At 73.6% G+C, this 18148-nt stretch carries 18 protein-coding genes; 12 read left to right on the plus strand and 6 right to left on the minus strand.

Annotation, left to right across the window (positions count from 1 at the left end; translation table 11 throughout):
• The first annotated feature begins 48 nt into the window (after positions 1–48).
• The gene (locus ACI79S_RS12485) at positions 49–915 is read left to right on the plus strand and encodes an undecaprenyl-diphosphate phosphatase (RefSeq protein ID WP_456593755.1); all 867 of its coding nucleotides are present in this window, start codon (positions 49–51) and stop codon (positions 913–915) included.
• Between the two features lie 87 nt (positions 916–1002).
• Here the strand turns inward: ACI79S_RS12485 and ACI79S_RS12490 are convergent, their stop codons facing one another.
• Entirely contained in the window at positions 1003–2553 is a 1551-nt protein-coding gene (locus ACI79S_RS12490; protein WP_456593756.1) for an AMIN-like domain-containing (lipo)protein, read from the minus strand.
• A 269-nt stretch (positions 2554–2822) separates the two neighbouring features.
• Here ACI79S_RS12490 and ACI79S_RS12495 point away from each other — a divergent pair, with 269 nt between their 5' ends.
• The 5 genes from ACI79S_RS12495 (at position 2823) to ACI79S_RS12515 (ending at position 5846) form a co-directional block, all read left to right on the plus strand.
• Positions 2823–3521: a histidine phosphatase family protein gene (locus tag ACI79S_RS12495; protein ID WP_456593757.1), complete on the plus strand. Its 699-nt coding sequence runs from the start codon at positions 2823–2825 to the stop codon at positions 3519–3521.
• 9 nt (positions 3522–3530) lie between these two features.
• Positions 3531–4082: a DUF3090 family protein gene (locus tag ACI79S_RS12500; RefSeq protein WP_456593758.1), complete on the plus strand. Its 552-nt coding sequence runs from the start codon at positions 3531–3533 to the stop codon at positions 4080–4082.
• Positions 4083–4095: 13 nt separating this feature from the next.
• Complete coding sequence (locus ACI79S_RS12505; protein ID WP_456593759.1) at positions 4096–4848, plus strand: SCO1664 family protein; 753 nt, start codon at positions 4096–4098, stop codon at positions 4846–4848.
• Positions 4849–4956: 108 nt separating this feature from the next.
• Positions 4957–5343: a VOC family protein gene (locus ACI79S_RS12510; RefSeq protein WP_456593760.1), complete on the plus strand. Its 387-nt coding sequence runs from the start codon at positions 4957–4959 to the stop codon at positions 5341–5343.
• 32 nt (positions 5344–5375) lie between these two features.
• A complete protein-coding gene (locus ACI79S_RS12515) occupies positions 5376–5846 on the plus strand; it encodes an SAM-dependent methyltransferase (protein WP_456593761.1) in 471 nt (156 codons plus the stop codon).
• A 16-nt stretch (positions 5847–5862) separates the two neighbouring features.
• On the opposite strand, the gene ACI79S_RS12520 is transcribed toward ACI79S_RS12515, so the two are convergent.
• Positions 5863–6579, minus strand: coding sequence for a maleylpyruvate isomerase family mycothiol-dependent enzyme (locus ACI79S_RS12520; protein ID WP_456593762.1), 717 nt, complete (start codon positions 6577–6579; stop codon positions 5863–5865).
• A gap of 109 nt (positions 6580–6688) precedes the next feature.
• On the opposite strand from ACI79S_RS12520, the gene mshC reads away from it, so the two are divergent.
• The 3 genes from mshC to ACI79S_RS12535 all read left to right on the plus strand — a co-directional run bounded on the left by mshC (position 6689) and on the right by ACI79S_RS12535 (position 9245).
• Complete coding sequence (gene mshC / locus ACI79S_RS12525; protein ID WP_456593763.1) at positions 6689–7939, plus strand: cysteine--1-D-myo-inosityl 2-amino-2-deoxy-alpha-D-glucopyranoside ligase; 1251 nt, start codon at positions 6689–6691, stop codon at positions 7937–7939.
• Positions 7939–8985, plus strand: a complete 1047-nt coding sequence (locus tag ACI79S_RS12530; RefSeq protein WP_456593764.1) for an HD domain-containing protein — start codon at positions 7939–7941, stop codon at positions 8983–8985. Before mshC ends, ACI79S_RS12530 begins: the two co-directional genes overlap by 1 nt.
• 83 nt (positions 8986–9068) lie before the next feature.
• Entirely contained in the window at positions 9069–9245 is a 177-nt protein-coding gene (locus ACI79S_RS12535; protein WP_456593765.1) for a hypothetical protein, read from the plus strand.
• Between the two features lie 9 nt (positions 9246–9254).
• Here ACI79S_RS12535 and ACI79S_RS12540 read toward each other — a convergent pair whose 3' ends face one another.
• Positions 9255–9689 carry a GyrI-like domain-containing protein gene (locus ACI79S_RS12540; protein ID WP_456593766.1) on the minus strand — a complete coding sequence of 145 codons (435 nt, stop codon included), beginning with the start codon at positions 9687–9689 and terminating at the stop codon, positions 9255–9257.
• Between the two features lie 70 nt (positions 9690–9759).
• A complete protein-coding gene (locus ACI79S_RS12545) occupies positions 9760–10629 on the minus strand; it encodes a PAC2 family protein (RefSeq protein ID WP_456593767.1) in 870 nt (289 codons plus the stop codon).
• A gap of 225 nt (positions 10630–10854) precedes the next feature.
• Here ACI79S_RS12545 and metH point away from each other — a divergent pair, with 225 nt between their 5' ends.
• Both metH and ACI79S_RS12555 read left to right on the plus strand, forming a co-directional pair.
• Entirely contained in the window at positions 10855–14649 is a 3795-nt protein-coding gene (gene metH / locus ACI79S_RS12550; protein ID WP_456593768.1) for a methionine synthase, read from the plus strand.
• Positions 14646–15368: an HAD family hydrolase gene (locus tag ACI79S_RS12555; RefSeq protein WP_456593769.1), complete on the plus strand. Its 723-nt coding sequence runs from the start codon at positions 14646–14648 to the stop codon at positions 15366–15368. Before metH ends, ACI79S_RS12555 begins: the two co-directional genes overlap by 4 nt.
• Positions 15369–15611: 243 nt before the next feature.
• Here ACI79S_RS12555 and ACI79S_RS12560 read toward each other — a convergent pair whose 3' ends face one another.
• On the minus strand, positions 15612–16055 hold the full coding sequence (locus tag ACI79S_RS12560; RefSeq protein ID WP_456593770.1) for an N-acetyltransferase family protein: 444 nt from the start codon (positions 16053–16055) through the stop codon (positions 15612–15614).
• Positions 16052–17008 (minus strand): RecB family exonuclease, encoded by a 957-nt coding sequence (locus ACI79S_RS12565; RefSeq protein WP_456593771.1) that lies wholly within the window; start codon positions 17006–17008, stop codon positions 16052–16054. The genes ACI79S_RS12560 and ACI79S_RS12565 overlap by 4 nt, the downstream gene beginning before the upstream one ends.
• A gap of 95 nt (positions 17009–17103) precedes the next feature.
• Between ACI79S_RS12565 and ACI79S_RS12570 the strand changes: the two genes are divergently transcribed.
• Positions 17104–18045, plus strand: coding sequence for a tRNA (adenine-N1)-methyltransferase (locus tag ACI79S_RS12570; RefSeq protein WP_456593772.1), 942 nt, complete (start codon positions 17104–17106; stop codon positions 18043–18045).
• Positions 18046–18148: the final 103 nt, after the last annotated feature.

An 18148-nucleotide genomic window follows, 5' to 3' on the forward strand; every position in this document is an offset into this window, starting at 1 on the left:
GACCCGTTCCCCGTCCGGCCGCCAGCCTTCCCCGCGGAGGGCGCTGAGATGGGCTGGATCGAAGCCGTCGTCCTGGGCCTCGTGCAGGGCCTCACCGAGTTCCTCCCGATCTCCTCGAGCGCCCACCTGCGGGTCGTGGGGGAGGCCTTCGGCTGGGAGGACCCCGGCGCGGCGTTCACCGCGATCACCCAGATCGGCACCGAGGCCGCGGTGCTCCTCTACTTCCGGCACGACATCTGGCGGATCATCACCGCCTGGGTGGCCTCGCTCGGCGGGCGGCGGAAGGGCGACCCCGATGCCCGCATGGGCTGGCTGATCATCGTCGGCACCCTGCCGATCGTCGTCCTGGGCCTGCTGTTCCAGGACTCCATCGAGACGACCTTCCGCGACCTGCGCATCACGGCGACCGCGCTGATCCTCTTCTCGCTCGTGCTGTTCTGGGCCGACCGGATCGGGGCCAAGCGGCGCGAGCTCGACCGCTTGACGGTCGGGCACGGCATCACCTTCGGCTTCGCCCAGGCGATGGCGCTGATCCCCGGCGTCTCCCGCTCCGGCGGCACGATCACCGCCGGCCTCTTCCTCGGGTACACCCGGTCGGCCGCGGCCCGGTACTCGTTCCTGCTGGCCGTCCCGGCGGTGCTGGGCGCCGGGTTCTTCCAGGTCTACGAGGTGCTCACCGGGGACGTCGCCGGCCCGCCGATCGCCTGGGGGCCGACCATCCTGGCCACCGTCCTGGCGTTCGTCGTGGGTCTGGCCGTCATCGCGTGGCTGCTGCGCTACCTGGACCGGGGCAGCTACGTGCCCTTCGTCGTCTACCGCATCGTGCTGGGGCTGCTCATCCTGGGCCTGGTGTTCGCCGGCGTCCTGGACCCCACCACCCCCGTCGACGTCACGCCCACGCCGATCCCGCGCTGAGGTCCGCCGCCCGCCGACACGCTCGGGAACGGGCCGGCGGCGACCCGGAGCCGGTCGGGCTCCGGGTCGCCACGGGAGACGTGCGGCTCAGTCCTCCGTGCCGGCGTCGAGGTCCAGCGTCCCGATCATCGCGTCGAGCACCTCGACGTTGCGCTGGTAGTCGAACCGGGGCAGGCCGATGGTGTCCGCGACGAGGGTGCGCGGGCCGTCCTCACCGTCGGCCAGTTCGACCGCGTACCGGGTCGCCGGCGTGCCCTCGGGCCAGAACCCCTCGCCGGTGGCGGTGCGCTCGATCCGCACGGCGTCGCGGTCATCCACCGTCAGCTCACGGCGGGCCTGCTCCCCGGGCTGCTCCTGCGTGACCCGGTCGAAGGCCACCGGCTCGATCGAGAAGGCGATCGCGGCGACGCGCACGTCGGTGGCGTCGGGCACGTCGAAGTCCTGCGGGGAGAACCGGCTGCAGGCCGGCACGGTCTCACCGGCGTTGACCGACCAGTCCGACGGGTGGTCGACCGCGAACCCGGCCGGGCTGGTGCAGCGCTCGCCCAGCGTCACGCCGTCGGGCTGCCGCTCGAGGACGTCGATGACGATCCGCTGCGGGTCGGCCAGGCGGGCGACGGCGAACGGGCGCTGCTGGTCGAGCCCGGCGTAGAAGGCGTACCGCCCCTCGTAGAGGGTGTCGGCGACCAGGGCCTCCAGCGTGCTCGTCCCGGCGATCTCCAGCCGCTCCTGACCGTCCCACGGTTCGACGCCCTCGGGCGCGTCGGCCGGGTACAGCAGGCCGGACAGCGTGATCCCCAGCGTCGCCTCACCGGGGACCTCCAGCGGGTGGCCCGAGCCCGCGCTGCGCGGCTCCTCGGTGTAGCCGATCTCGTAGCCGGCCTCGCCGTCGCCGGCGAGCTCGAAGACGATCCGGTCGAAGCCGTCGTGGGCGCCCAGCCGGACGTCGGTCAGCGTGACCGACGATCCGGTGGCCTCGACGTCGACGTCGGCGGTGTCACCCTGACCGACCGGCTCGAGGCCGTCGGACCCGCCGGGCTGGTGCAGCACGTCGACGACCAGCCGCGCCGGGTCGGAGAAGGTGGTGACGCCGAAGGGCACCCGCTCCTCCAGACCGATCGTCCAGGTGAGCATCGCCTCGAAGTCGCCGGTCTTGACCGCCTCGGCGATCACCTGACCGCCGGGTGCGGTGATCTGGTCACGCCCGGGATAGGTCTCCCGGGGCTCGTCACCGGAGAGGTCGACGCCGCTGGCCGGGCTGACCCGCACCTCCAGGAACGCCGAGCCGGCCACGCCGACCTGCCGGCCGGAACCGTCCTCGGTGATGGGTGGCTCGACGTAGCCGACCCGGTAGCTGGGGACCTCCTCGCCCTCGAACTCGAGGACGAACCGGTCGAAGTCCTCGTGCCCGGCGGCACGGACGTCGGTCAGGTAGGCCGGGGTGCCGCCGCCCGGGAAGTCCCCGGTCTCCACGGTGTCGGTCCCCGGGTTCCCCACCGGGGGCAGTGGCTCGGCCGGCTGCACCGCGCCCGGTGCGGTGGGCCCGGCCGGGACGATCGCCGGGGACGGAGCGGTCGGGGCACCGGTGGTCACCAGCAGCGTGCTGGCGCCCAGTCCGGCGAGGAGCAGACGCATCATCGCGATCTCGCTTCCTGGTCTCGGATATCCGGTCCCCGTGACCCCTGCCCGTGCCCCGCGTCCTCGAACCCGCCTCGTCATGCCGTCACCCGATCGTCATGCCGTCACCGGATCGTCATGTGCGCCGGCGGCCGGCGGGTCCCCGGCCGCCGCCGTGCTGCTGCCGGCGAGCGCGAGCGGTGGTCGACGGCCGCCACGACGACGTGCTGGGCGCCGCCGGGCCGCCCGAGGGGCCGGGGGCGGGACGGAGCACCGCCTACGCTCGCCCGGTGACCACCGTCATCCTCCTGCGGCACGGCCGGAGCACCGCGAACACGGGCGGGGTGCTCGCCGGGTGGACCCCCGGTGTCCAGCTCGACGAGACCGGGCAGACGCAGGCGCAGGCGGTGGCGCAGCGGCTGGCGAAGGTGCCGCTGGCCGCCGTCGTCAGCAGCCCCCTGGAGCGGTGCCGGCAGACGGCGGGCGCCGTCGCCGCCGGGCGCGACCTGGAGCCGGCGATCGAGGACCGGCTGGGGGAGGCGCGCTACGGCGACTGGACCGGCCGCCCGCTGAAGGAGCTGGTCAAGGAGCCGCTCTGGAAGGTCGTGCAGCAGCACCCGTCGGCCGCGGTGTTCCCGGGGTCGGAGGGGGAGGGGCTGGCCCAGACCCAGGCGCGGGCCGTGGCCGCCGTCCGCGAGTGGAACGCGCGGCTGGGCCCGGACGCGGTCTGGCTGGCCTGCAGCCACGGCGACGTGATCAAGGCGGTGCTCGCCGACGCCCTGGGGCTGCACCTCGACCAGTTCCAGCGGATCGTCGTCGACCCGGCCTCGATCTCGGTGGTCTCCTACACCGACACCCGGCCCTTCGTGGCGCGGATCAACGACACCGGCGGCGACGTCTCCGCGCTGATCCCCCCGCCCCGCAAGGGGCGCCGGCGCAAGGCCTCGTCGGACGCCGTGGTGGGCGGCGGGTCGGGCGCCCCCGCGTAACCTGGGCGCGTGCCCCGTCAGGTCCATCTCTTCGATCGCCCCAGCCGGTTCGTCGCGGGAACGGTGGGTCAGCCCGGGGACCGGACGTTCTACCTGCAGGCCACCGACGACACCGGCCGCACGGTCAGCGTCGCGCTGGAGAAGACGCAGGTGCAGGTCCTGGCCGACCGGATGAACGACCTGCTCGACGAGGTCAGCGGCCGGGCCGGCACGGTGATCCCGCCCGAGGCCGACGTCGACGACCTGGAGCCGCTCACCGCGCCGGTCGACGAGGAGTTCCGCGTCGCCGCGATGGGCCTGGCCTGGGACGGCACCGCCGAGGCCGTCGTCGTGGAGGCGGTGGCCGCCGGCGAGGAGCCGATCGAGGAGGACGTGATCCTCTCCGACAGCGAGGAGGGGCCCGATGCGCTGCGGGTGACGATCACCCCCATGGCCGCGCGTGCCTTCATCGCCCGCGCCCGCCGGGTGGTCGCCGCCGGGCGCCCGTCCTGCCCGCTGTGCTCCCTGCCGCTGGACCCGGTGGGCCACGTGTGCCCGCGGCAGAACGGCTACCGCCGCTGAGCGGCGGCCCGCGGTGAGCGAGCAGCCGGCGGAGCGGAGCGACCTCCGCCCGCCCGCCGACGACGCCGAGGCCCTGCAGCTGCTGCGGACCGGCGTGATCGACGTCGAGGGCCGGATGCTCGACGCGTCCAACGTGACCCTGGTCGGCGCCATCCGGTCCGGCGACCTCGCCGCCGAGTGCGTCTACAAGCCGGTCGCGGGGGAGCGGCCGCTGTGGGACTTCCCCGACGGCACCCTCGCCGGCCGGGAGATCTCCGCCTACCTCGTGTCCGAGGCGACCGGCTGGCGGATCGTGCCGCCCACGGTGCTCCGCGAGGGACCGTTCGGTCCCGGGATGGTGCAGCTGTGGGTCGACGGCGACGAGGAGGTCGACCTGGCCGCCTTCGTGCGGCGCGACGACCCGGCGCTGCGCCGGATGGCCGTGTTCGACGCCGTCGTGAACAACGCCGACCGCAAGGGCGGGCACATCATCCCGATGCCCGGCGGCCACGTGCACGGCGTGGACCACGGCATCTGCTTCTCCGTCGACCCCAAGCTCCGCACCCTGCTGTGGCGCTGGGCCGGGTCGCCGTTGACCGCCGAGGCGCTGGCGGTGCTCGAACGCCTCGCCGACGGGCTGCGCGGCGACCTCGGGGAGCAGCTGCACGAGCACCTGACCCGCGCGGAGGTGCGCTGCACGCAGCGGCGGGTGGCCGAGCTGCTGCGCACCGGCCGCCACCCCGAGCCGAGCGGGGAGTGGCCCGCTCTGCCCTGGCCGCCCTTCTGACGGCAAGATCTGCACACTGGCCCGCATCAGCGCGCCGCAGAGGGCAACATCGCCGAAGTCGCGCAGGGCACCGCCGACCTGTCGGTGCGGTGCACCACCATCCCGCTCATGCCGCACCGCAGCCGCCTGTCCATCCTCCTGCTCGACCTCCCGCCGGAGCACCACGCCGCGGGCACCGCTTTCTGGGCCGGGGCGACCGGCCGCACCGCGCAACCCGATGCCGACGACGCCGACTGGGCGTCGCTGGGATCGTTCGCCGACGGCTGGCACGTGGAGATCCAGCGGACGGGGGAGGGAACGCCCCCGCGGTGGCACGTCGACGTCGAGACCGATGACATCCCGGCCGAGGTGGCCCGGCTGGAAGCCCTGGGCGCCACCCGCCACCGGGACATGGGCTCGTTCTGGCAGATGCTCGACCCGGCCGGCCTCGTGTTCTGCGTCGTCGGCGTCCAGACCGGCGAGGAGTTCGACCGCCACGCGGTGACCTGGACGTGAACCGCGCCGACGACCGGTGCCAGGATGCCGGCATGCTCGTCGAACCCATCGGCACGGTCACGTCGGCGCGGGCAGAGCCGGTCGACGACGACTGGGATGCGGTCCCGGCGTCGATCAGCCTCGACGGCGGGCGGTTCGCCCCCGACGCGCTGGCCGGGCTCGACCAGTTCTCCCACGTCGAGGTGGTCTACCTCTTCGACCGCGTGGACCCCGGCGCCGTGCAGACCGGGGCGCGGCGGCCACGCGGCAACCCCGAGTGGCCCGAGGTCGGGATCTTCGCCCAGCGGGGCAAGGGGCGCCCCAACCGGATCGGTGCGACGGTCTGCCGGCTCCTCGATGTGGACGGCCTGGTGCTCCACGTGCGCGGCCTCGACGCGATCGACGGCACCCCCGTCCTGGACATCAAGCCGTACATGGCCGAGTTCGGACCGCGTGGTGAGGTGCGGCAGCCGGCCTGGTCCCACGAGCTCATGGCCCGCTACTGGTCGACCGCCGTCACCTGAGCGGCCGGCCGGCCCGTCAGTCGAGCCGCACGAGGGCGATCATCGCGGCCGCCTGGAGGCCGTCGCCGTCGACGGTGAGCACGTCCAGCGGTACCCGGCGCCACACGGCAAGGAGCAGGTCACCGGCGGTCCCGGTGAGCGCGGCGATCGGGAACGGCTTCGTGCCGGGGAAGAGGGTGCGCTCGGCGTCGGCGTCCACGGCGTGCAGGACGACCGGGTGCGCGTCCTCGGGCGGGCCGTCGGGCAGCGCCGCGGGGACCATGAGCTCCAGCCACTCGTCCAGGCCGTCCAGCCCGACGGCGGTGGGGATCGGGCGGACGTCGCCGAGCACCTGCTCGACGTCGACGGTGTGCACGGTGGCCTCCTGCAGCTGCCGGCGCAGGACGAACGCGACGTCCTTCTGCGGCGCCCACGTCCACACCCGCTCGGCCGGGTCGGCCGCGGCGAGCGCTGCCTCCAGCTCGGCGCCCTGCGCGGCCACGTACCCCAGCAGCTCGTCGTCGGCCCGTCGCGCCGGCTCGACGTAGGTGGCGAGGTCCTGGGCGCGGGTGCGCACCACCCACGCCCAGAAGTGCTGCACCTCGGACAGGTGCCACACCAGGTCGGCCAGCGTCCACCCGGGACACCCGGGGACCGGGACCGCCCACCCGCGGGCGAGGACCGCCTCCGCTGCGGCGTCGGCGAACCGGGCGTCGACCCGCCGCAGGGCCGGCAGGTACTCGTCGAGCTGCATCGCTCCTCCTCCTGCGGTGGGGGCGCCACCGGCGCCTTGCCCTCCGACGTGATGACCCGCACGGACCTGCGGGGCCGGTGCCGTCGGACCGCGGCTCTAGGCTCGTGCCGTGCTCTCCTGGTCCGCCCCCCTGCTGCCGACCCTGCCCGGCACGGGCTCCGTGCTCAAGGTCTACGACACCGCTCGCGGTGAGATCGTCGCGACGACGCCGGACCGGACTGCGCGGATGTACGTCTGCGGCATCACGCCCTACGACGCCACGCACCTGGGCCACGCCGCCACCTACCTGGCCTTCGACCTGGTCAACCGGGTGTGGCGCGACGCCGGGCACGCCGTCCACTACGTGCAGAACGTGACCGACGTCGACGATCCGCTGCTCGAGCGCGCCGCGCGCGACCGGGAGGACTGGATCGTCCTGGCCATGCGCGAGACGGCCCTGTTCCGGGAGGACATGACAGCGCTGCGCGTGCTGCCCCCGGAGGACTACGTGGGCGCGGTCGAGTCGATCCCGCGGATCGTGGCGCACATCGAGCAGCTGCTCGACGCGGGTCTGGCCTACGTCCTGGCCGACGGCACCGGCGACATCTACCACGACGTCGCGCAGGCGCCCGGCTTCGGCGCGGAATCCGGCTACGACGAGGCCACGATGCTGTCCTTCTTCGCCGAGCGTGGCGGGGACCCCGACCGGGCGGGCAAGCGCAACCGCCTGGACCCGCTGCTCTGGCGCGGCGAGCGGCCCGAGGAGCCGGCCTGGCCCGGGCCGCGGGGCACGCGCGGGCGGCCGGGCTGGCACATCGAGTGCGCGGCGATCGCGTTGGACACGATCGGCATGGGGTTCGACGTCCAGGGCGGCGGCAGCGACCTGGTCTTCCCGCACCACGAGTTCTCCGCCCTGCACGCCGAGGCGCTCACCGCCACCAAGCCCTTCGCCCGGGCCTACGTGCACGCCGCGATGGTCGGCCTGGACGGCGAGAAGATGAGCAAGAGCCGGGGCAACCTGGTCTTCGTCTCCAAGCTGCGCGGCGAGGGCGTGGACCCGATGGCCATCCGGCTGGCCCTGCTGTCCGGGCACTACCGCACCGACCGGGAGTGGAGCGACCGGCTGCTCACCGAGGCCCAGGAGCGGCTGGCCACCTGGCGGAGCGCCGTCGGCCGCGAGGCCGGTGCCCCGGCCGGCCCGGTGCTGCACGGGCTGCGGGAGCGGCTGTCCGACGACCTCGACAGCCCTGGCGCGATCGCCCTGGTCGACGCCTGGGCGGCCCGCACGCTGGCCGGCGGCGAGGATCTGGAGGAGCACGCGCCGCAGGTCGTCTGCGACGCCGTCGACGCGCTCCTGGGCGTGGAGCTGCAGGGCTCCTGATGGCCGGCGTCCCCGACCGTCCGTTCCGGCTCACCGATCGCGCGGCGCGCGAGCGGGCCGAGGAGCAGCTCGCCCCCGCCGCGACCCGGGCGGTGGCGAGCCGGGGCCGGGCGCGCCCGGAGCCGGAGGACGCGCTGCGCACCGCCTTCGAGCGGGACCGGGACCGGATCCTGCACGCGAAGGCGTTCCGCCGGCTCAAGCACAAGACCCAGGTCTTCCTCAACCCCGACGGCGACCACTTCGTCACCCGGCTCACCCACACGCTGCAGGTGACCCAGGTGGCGCGCTCGCTGGCCCGGGCGCTGGGGCTCAACGAGACGCTGGCCGAGGCGATCGCCCTGGGCCACGACGTGGGGCACTCGCCGTTCGGGCACATCGGCGAGGAGGCCTTCGACCCCTACGTCGTCGGCGGCTGGCACCACGCCGCCCAGGGCGTGCGCATCGTCGAGGTGCTGGAGGACCTCAACCTCACCTGGGAGGTGCGCGACGGCATCCGCGCGCACAGCTGGAAGATCGACCCGCCACCGGCCACCCGCGAGGCCGAGTGCGTCCGCTACGCCGACCGGATCGGCTACCTGTCGCACGACGCGCTGGACGCCGTCCGCGCCGGGGTGATCCGCCCCGTCGACCTGCCGGCGCGCGCCGTCGCCGTCTTCGGGCAGCCGGGCAGCGAGATGGTCGGGTCGATGATCGACGCCGTCGTCGAGGGCTCGCTGGCCCCGGGCAGCACACGCGTCGTCATGGCGCCGGAGCCGCTGCAGGCGATGCACGAGCTGCGCGACTTCATGTTCGCCCGCGTCTACGCCTCCGACGTCGCCGCCGGGCAGAAGCACCTGGCGGTCGACGTCATCCGCCGGCTCGTCGACCACCACCTGGCCCGCCCCGAGCTCATCCCGGCCAGCTACCGCGACACCGAGGCAGATCCGCTCACCCAGGTGGTCGACTACGTCTCCGGGATGACCGACCGGTTCGCGCTCGCCGTGCACGACCGGCTGTTCGACGCGGACGCGTCGGCGCAGATGCGGCCGCTGCTGCGCAGCGACTGACGACGAACTCCGCCCACGTGCGGCCGTGGGCTGCCTCGATGACGTCGGCCACGGAACGGGCCCGCGGCGACGGAGGGATCCGCGTGGCGCACCGGCTCCCGACCCGCCGCGTCGCGGAGCTCATCGCCGACGGCCGGGGGGAGCCGTGCTCACCGCGGCCGGGGCGGCCCATGAGGGAGTGGGTCAGCATCCCGGACCCCGACGAGGAGACCTGCCTGGTCCACCTGCGGGAGGCGCGGGCGTTCGTCGTGGCGGGCTGAGCCGCCGGTTCAGGCGACGACGATGTACAGGTCGTGCGGCTGCGGGATCCCGTCGGCGGTGTAGCCGACGTCCAGCTTGACGTCGCCCAGCCGCAGGTCGCGGGTGGCCGCCCAGTCGTAGATCTCCTGGAAGCCTGCGGCGATCTCCTCGACGGCGCCGTCGTGGCGGTGGTGCACGTAGCGACCGGCGGGCGCCGGGGTGACCACCATCCCCCCGGGCACTGCGAGCGGGGCGTCGAGCAGGACCCCGACGGTCTCGCGGTAGCGGCCGTCCCCGAGGTGCCGGCTGGTCTCGGCGAACCCTCCGGCACTCGGTGCCGGCAGCTCGTCCCGCCGCGCGAAGACCTCCTGCCAGGCCGCCGGAACGGCGGTCGCCAGCTCGTCGAACCGGGCCTCGACGCCGGTGCCCAGCACGAACGACTCGGCGCGCTCCACGATCTCCACTGCCGGGACCTCCGACCCATGCCGCCGTCCGCGGCCCGGGGTCACCGTAGGGCAGGCCGGCCGGGCACGGTCACGCTCCGCCCGCGGAGCCGCCGCGGCGGCGCAGATACCTCTCGAACTCCCGGGCGATCTGGTCGCCGTTGGCCTGTGACAGGTCGACCTCGGTGGCCCGCTCCTCGAGCGAGCGCACGTACTCGACGACCTCGGCGTCCTCGCTGGCCATCTCGTCGACGGTCTTCACCCAGTCGTCGGCCTGCTGGGGCAGGGCGCCGAGCGGCACCGTGATCTCCAGGACCTCCTCCACCCGCTGCAGCAGGGCGACGGTGGCGCGGGGCGACGGCGGCTGGGACACGTAGTGGGGGACGGCGGCCCAGAAGCTGATCGCCGGCAGCCCGGCCTGCACGCAGGCGTCCTGGAACACGCCCAGGATCCCGGTCGGGCCCTCGTACCGGGAGGTCTCCAGCCCGTAGGCCCGCGCGGACTCCTGGTCGTACGCCGACCCGGTGACCGGCGTGGGCCGGGTGTGCGGGGTGTCGGCCAGCAGGGCGCCGAGGGCGACCACGATCGAGGCGTCGAGCTCGTCGAGGATCTCCAGCAGCTCCTCGCAGAAGCTGCGCCAGCGCATGTTCGGCTCGATGCCCCGGACGAGGACCACGTCACGGTCCAGCCCCTCGGGCCGGGCCACGGAGATCCGGGTGGTGGGCCACTCGATGCGCCGGCTCACCCCGCCGACCAGCGAGACCGTGGGCCGGTTGACCTGGAAGTCGTAGTAGTCCTCGGGGTCGAGCGCGGCCAGCGGCTTCGCGTCCCAGATCAGCTCGAGGTGCTCGACGGCTCCCGTGGCGGCGTCCCCGGCGTCGTTCCAGCCCGCGAACGCCACCACGACCACCGGGTCGGTGAGCTGCGGCAGGTCATCGGCGTCGGACTGAGGATCGATCACCTCTGCCAGCCTACGTCGCTCCGGCCGTCCCGCCCGGCCGCACGCCGCGGGTCCGGCCCCGGACGCCGTCGTGACGGGCGTGCGCCCACCACGCCTGCTGCACCGCCGGTGTGCCAGGTGCGAAGATGGCAACCGACATCGGGAACGCCCAGGCCTGGGCCAGCCCGCCGGGGTGACGGAGCGCGAGGCCCGCACGCCCAACGAGTTAGAACCCTGGGGATCACCGTGTCCGAGTCACCCGTTCTCCGACCCGATGCGACCGCGCAGCTCCGAGCGCTGCTGGAGCAGCGGATCCTGGTGCTCGACGGCGCGATGGGGACGGCGATCCAGCGCGACCGTCCCGACGAGGCCGGCTACCGCGGGGAGCGCTTCGCCGACTGGCCCAGCGACGTGCAGGGCAACAACGACCTGCTGAGCATCACCCAGCCGCAGATCATCGCCTCGATCCACCGCGAGTACCTCGAGGCCGGCGCCGACCTCATCGAGACCAACACCTTCAACGCCACGACGATCTCGCTGGCCGACTACGGCATGCAGGAGCTGGCCTACGAGCTGAACGTCGCCTCGGCCCGGCTCGCCCGCCGCGAGGCGGACGCGATGACCGCCCGCACCCCGGACAAGCCGCGCTTCGTCGTCGGTGCGATCGGTCCGACCAGCCGGACGGCGTCCATCTCGCCCGACGTCAACGACCCCGGCGCCCGCAACGTCGGCTTCGACCAGCTGGTGGAGGCTTACCTGGAGCAGGCCAACGGCCTGGTCGACGGCGGATCGGACGCGCTGCTGATCGAGACGATCTTCGACACGCTCAACGCCAAGGCGGCGATCTTCGCCCTGGAGACGCTGTTCGAGGAGCGCGGACGCCGCTGGCCGGTCCTCATCTCCGGCACGATCACCGACGCCTCCGGCCGCACCCTGTCGGGTCAGACGTCCGAGGCGTTCTGGCACTCGGTGCGGCACGTCAAGCCGCTGCTGGTGGGCCTCAACTGCGCGCTCGGCGCCAAGGAGATGCGGCCCTACATCGCGGAGATCGCGCGGGTGGCCGACACCTTCGTCTCCTGCTACCCCAACGCGGGGCTGCCCAACGCCTTCGGCGAGTACGACGAGGCGCCCGAGGAGACCGCCGCGATCGTCGCGGAGTTCGCCGAGAGCGGCTTCGTCAACCTCGTGGGCGGCTGCTGCGGCACCACCCCGGCACACATCGCCGCCATCGCCCGGGCCGTGGAGGACCAGGCGCCGCGTGTCCCGGTCGAGGCTCGGCCGGCGCTGCGGCTGTCGGGGCTGGAGCCGCTGACCGTCGATGAGGACTCGCTGTTCGTCAACGTCGGCGAGCGCACCAACATCACCGGCTCGGCCCGCTTCCGGAACCTGATCAAGGCCGGTGACTACCCGACCGCGCTGACCGTGGCGCGGCAGCAGGTGGACGCCGGCGCGCAGGTCATCGACGTCAACATGGACGAGGGGATGATCGACGGCGTCGAGGCGATGGACCGCTTCACCAAGCTGATCGCCGCCGAGCCCGACATCTCCCGCGTGCCCGTCATGGTCGACTCCTCCAAGTGGGAGGTCATGGAGGCCGGCCTCAAGAACATCCAGGGCAAGGCGATCGTCAACTCCATCTCCCTCAAGGAGGGTGAGGAGAAGTTCGTCCACCACGCACGGTTGTGCCGCAAGTACGGCGCCGCGATCGTGGTCATGGCCTTCGACGAGGACGGCCAGGGCGACACCCTGGAGCGCCGCACCCAGATCTGCCGCCGGGCCTACGACATCCTCGTCGAGCAGGTCGGGTTCCCGGCCGAGGACATCATCTTCGACCCGAACATCTTCGCCGTCGCCACGGGCATCGAGGAGCACGCGAACTACGGCCTGGACTTCATCGAGGCCACCCGCTGGATCAAGCAGAACCTGCCCGGCGCGCTGGTGTCCGGCGGCGTCTCGAACGTGTCGTTCTCCTTCCGCGGCAACAACCCGGTGCGCGAGGCGATCCACTCGGTCTTCCTGTACCACGCGATCGCGGCGGGCCTGGACATGGCGATCGTCAACGCCGGCCAGCTCGAGGTCTACAGCGAGGTGCCCGAGCTGCTGCGCGAGCGGATCGAGGACGTGATCCTCAACCGCCGCCCGGACAGCACCGAACGGCTGCTCGAGATCGCCGGCGACTTCGCCGGGGACGGCTCGGTCAAGGAGGTCGCCACCGAGGAGTGGCGGTCGCTGCCGGTGGGGGAGCGGATCACCCACGCCCTGGTGAAGGGCATCGACGCGCACGTCGAGGACGACACCGAGGAGCTGCGCGCCGAGATCGCCGCCCGCGGCGGCCGGCCCATCGAGGTCATCGAGGGCCCGCTGATGGACGGCATGAACGTGGTCGGGGACCTGTTCGGGGCTGGGAAGATGTTCCTGCCGCAGGTGGTGAAGTCCGCCCGGGTCATGAAGAAGGCCGTCGCCTACCTCATCCCGTTCATCGAGGCGGAGAAGCAGCCGGGCGACGCCGAGCGCAGCAACGGGAAGGTCGTCATGGCGACGGCCAAGGGCGACGTCCACGACATCGGCAAGAACATCGTCGGGGTCGTCCTGCAGTGCAACAACTACGACGTCGTCGACCTCGGCGTCATGGTGCCGCCGCAGAAGATCCTGGACGCCGCCAAGGCCGAGGGCGCCGACATCATCGGGCTCTCCGGGCTGATCACGCCGTCGCTGGACGAGATGGTCACCCTCGCCTCGGAGATGGAGCGGCAGGGTTTCGACATCCCGCTGCTCATCGGTGGTGCGACCACCTCGCGCGCGCACACGGCGGTGAAGATCGACAGGAAGTACCACGGGCCGGTCGTCTGGGTGAAGGACGCGTCCCGGTCGGTGCCGGTGGTCGCCGCGCTGCTCTCCGACGAGCAGCGCCCGACGCTGCTGGCCGAGACCGACCGCGACTACGAGGCCCTGCGCGAGCGGCACGCCGCCCGGCAGGACAGCCGGAAGCTGCTGCCGCTCGCGGACGCCCGGGCCGCCGCGACCCCGGTGGACTGGAGCGACTACACGCCGCCGCGGCCGCGGATGCTCGTGCAGCAGGCCAAGGACGTCTGCGAGGGCCCGACCTGCGCCCTCGGGCAGGCCACCCAGTTCGTCCGGCACTTCCACGACTACCCGCTCGAGGAGCTGCGCGGCTACATCGACTGGCAGCCGTTCTTCAACGCCTGGGAGATGCGCGGCCGGTTCCCCGACATCCTGCACAACCCGGCCAGCGGTGAGGCCGCCCGGCGGCTGTACGACGACGCCCAGCAGATGCTGGACCGGATCGTCGCGGAGAAGTGGCTGCGGGCCAGCGGCGTCCTCGGGCTGTTCCCGGCCAACCGGGTCGACGGCGAGGACATCGAGGTCTACACCGACGAGTCGCGGACCGCCGTGCGGGCGACGCTGCACCAGCTGCGGCAGCAGACCGAGGGCCGCGACGGCTCGCCGCGGAAGTCCCTGGCGGACTTCGTGGCACCGAAGGACACCGGCCTGCGCGACTACGTCGGTGCGTTCGCGGTGACGGCCGGGCTGGGCGCGGCCGAGCGGGTGGCGGCGTTCAAGAAGGACAACGACGACTACAGCGCGATCATGCTCGAGGCCCTGGCGGACCGGCTCGCCGAGGCGTTCGCCGAGCGGCTCCACGAGCGGGTGCGCCGGGAGTTCTGGGGCTACGCCGCCGACGAGTCGCTGGACAGCGAGGCCCTCATCGCCGAGAAGTACCGCGGCATCCGGCCGGCCCCGGGGTATCCGGCGTGCCCCGAGCACACCGAGAAGCTGACGATCTGGGACCTGCTCGACGTCGAGGCGGCCGCCGGCATCCAGCTCACCGAGAGCCTGGCCATGTGGCCGGGTGCGGCGGTGAGCGGCCTCTACTTCGCCCACCCGCAGGCGCAGTACTTCGTGCTGGGCCGGGTCGGGCGCGACCAGGTCGAGGACTACGCCCGGCGCAAGGGCTGGACGCTCGCGGAGGCGGAGAAGTGGCTGTCGCCCAACCTCGGCTACCGGACCGAGGACGAATGAGCGACCCGGCGCAGCTGCGGGCGGTGCTGTTCGACATGGACGGCACGCTCGTGCAGACCGAGGAGTACTGGGGGGAGGCGATGTTCGAGCTCGCCGGCTCGCTCGGCGGGCGCATGTCGGCCGAGGCCCGCGCCGCCACGGTCGGCACGAGCATGCGCCACTCGATGCGGGTGCTGTACGCCGACCTCGGCGTGGTCCGGTCGGAGGACCAGCTGCAGGCCGACGCCCGCCGCGTCGAGGACCGAGCGGGCGAGCTGATGGCGACCGCCGGCATCCCGTGGCGTCCCGGGGCCCGCGAGCTGGTGGAGGCGGTGCGCGACGCCGGCCTGGCCACCGCCCTGGTGACGACGACGCCGCGCCGGCTGGCCGCGGTCGTGCTCGCCAGCATCGCCGAGGACCTCGGCGGCGAGCCGTTCGACGTCACCGTCTGCGGCGACGAGGTACCCGCCCGCAAGCCCGATCCGGCGCCTTACCTGCAGGCGGCCACCGCGCTCGGCGTCGACGTCGAGGCCTGCGTGGTCGTGGAGGACTCGCTGGTCGGCGTGACCGCCGGGCTGGCCGCCGGGATGGCGGTGCTGGGCGTGCCGGCGATGCAGCCGGTCCCGCCCGCACCGGGGCTCACCGTGCGCGAGACGCTCGTGCAGGTGGGCGTGCCGGAGCTCGAGGCGGTGCTCGTCGCCCGCGAGGTGGTGGCCGCCGCCGCCCCGCGAGGGGGCTGATCCCGACACGCGATCTGCGTCCTGCGTCGGCGGCCGCCTCTGCGCGCAGCTGAGGGAGAGGATCGAATCCGCCGTGGGTCGGCGCGCACCCTGACGATGGCGAGGTTCTCCTCGGGCGCACGGACACGGCGTCGCTGTCCGCTCGTCACGACGACGGTGCATCCGGTGTCGGTCCCGCGGGCGCGCAGGTGACGTGAGGCGAGGACCGCGGGGTCGGAGGTGTGGACCGCACGCTCCGGTCGGTCAGCCGAGGTACTCCTTGTACGTCCGGGCGGCTGGGCGCAGCCCGGCGGCCTCGTAGAACGCGAAGGCAGCCGGGTCGTCGGCCGAGAGCTGCACCTTGTAGCAGCCGGTCCGGTGCCCGTGCTCCCGTGCGGCGCCGAGAAGGGCCGTACCCACGCCGGAGCGCCGATGGGCGCTGTCCACGACGACGTTCTCCACGAGCAGGTACGGCTCACCGGCGTGAGCCGCGTTGGCGAGCACCGTGACATCCGCCGTCCCGACCACGGTTCCGGCAGCCTCGGCGACGAGCACCGTGCGTCCGGGTGTCGCCATGGTGCCGGCCCAGGCGTCCCGCACCGCCGCCGTCGCGTCGTGGTCGAGTTCCGGGTACAGGTGGCGGTACAGGCCCAGCACGGCGGCGAGATCCGCCGGCACGGCGGCGCGGACGGTCACCGCCCCGGTCACACCGGCGTCACCGGCGTCACCGGCAGCGTCGTCCGCCAACCCGCTGACGCCGCGGCCTCCGCCGGGAACGGCGGGGGAGTGCCGCCGAACGCCGGGCACAGCGCCTGGTGGTCGCACCAGCCGCAGAGCCGGCTCTTGTTGGGCCGGAACTCACCCGTGGCGACGGCCCGCTCGATCGCCGACCAGATGGCCAGCAGCGTGCGCTCGAAGCGGACCAGCTCGGCCTCCTCGGGGGCGTAGGTCAGCGCGTCGCCGTCACCCAGGTAGAGCAGCTTGAGCTGGGCGGCCACCACCCCGCGGGTGCGCCAGAGCACCAGCGCGTAGAACTTCATCTGGAACAGCGCCTTGGACTCGAACGCCTCGCGCGGCATCGACCCGGTCTTGTAGTCGACCACCCGCAGCGCGCCGTTGGGGGCGACGTCCAGCCGGTCGACGTAACCGCGCAGCAGCAGCCCGTCGGGCAGCGTCACCTCGACGAGCTCCTCTCGACCCGCCGGCTGGATGCGGCGCGGGTCCTCCAGCGAGAAGTACTTCTCGACGAGCTTCCCGGCCGAGGCCAGCCAGGCCGCCACCGACTCGGGCGCGTTCGCGTCGCTCTCCGCGCCCTCGTCCTGGCCGGTCTCGAACAGCTCGGCGATGCCGGGCTCGTCGCGCAGCTCCGCCCACGCCGGCTCGAGCAGCTCCAGGGCGCCCTCCGGGGTGCGCTGCGCCGGGGGCAGGTCGTAGAGGCGTTCCAGCACGGAGTGGACGAGGGTGCCGCGGACGGCGGCCAGGCTCTTGCGCTCGGGCAGCCGGTCGATGGTGCGGAAGCGGTAGAGCAGCGGGCACGTCTTGAAGTCGGCCGCCCGGCTGGGCGAGAGCGACGGGCGGCGCGGTGCCGTCACGTCACCGGGCACCCCGGCACCCTCGGCGGGCGTGTCGGTCACCGGGTCGGTCTGCACCATCGCCGTCATGCACCCGAGGCTAGGTGGCGCCTCCGACAGTTCCGAGCGCCCGCGCCGCATCGGCGTCCCGGGTCACACCGCCGCCGTCCGTACGCTGGTCGCCCGTGACCAGTGAGCAGGAGCCCGGGACCGACGTCGTCGAGGAGGCGCAGCCCGCGCCGGGGGAGGCGCCGGCCCCGGAGGACAGCGGGGGAGCGGCTGCCGAGCAGCGGGCCGAGCCGGTGGAGGGGGCCTTCGTCGCCGGTGACCGGGTGCAGCTCACCGACCCCAAGGGGCGGCTGCACACCGTCGTCCTGACGCCCGGCAAGCAGTTCCACACCCACCGCGGCGCCATCGAGCACGACGACCTCATCGGCGCGCCCGAGGGGTCGGTCGTGCACTCGACGGCCAACACCGGCTACCTGGCGTTGCGCCCGCTGCTCGCCGACTACGTGCTCTCCATGCCGCGCGGCGCGCAGGTGATCTACCCCAAGGACGCCGCGCAGATCGTCGGCTTCGGCGACATCGGCCCCGGCATGCGGGTGCTGGAGGCCGGCGCCGGCTCCGGCGCGCTCAGCTGCTCGCTGCTCCGGGCCGTGGGCGCCGAGGGCTCGCTGACCAGCTACGAGCGGCGCGAGGACTTCGCCGACGTCGCCCGGACCAACGTCGGCGCCTTCTTCGGCGAGGTCCCGGCCAACTGGAGCCTGCGGCTGGGCGACCTCGCCGACCACCCGGTGGACGAGGTCGTCGACCGGGTCGTCCTGGACATGCTGGAGCCGTGGGCGGTCCTGCCGACGGTCGCCGCCGCGCTGCGTCCCGGCGGCGTGCTGGTGGGCTACGTCGCCACCGTCACCCAGCTGTCCACCTACGTGGAGGCGCTGCGCGCGCAGGGCGTGTGGACCGAGCCCTACGCCTGGGAGACCCTCCTGCGGCCGTGGCACGCGGTCGGCCTCGCCGTGCGCCCGGAGCACCGGATGGTCGCCCACACCGCTTTCCTCGTCACCGCCCGCCGCCTGGCCGAGGGCGCGGTCGCCCCCGTCCGTCAGCGCCGCGCGCAGAAGCACTGAGGAGAGGCCCCGCGTTCGGCGCGGGGCGGTGGACGCCGACCACTAGCAGCCGCCGACGACCTCCGCGAGCCCACGGCGAAGTGTCGTCGTGCGTGTATAGATT

The organism is Blastococcus sp. SYSU DS1024, assembly GCF_054050795.1.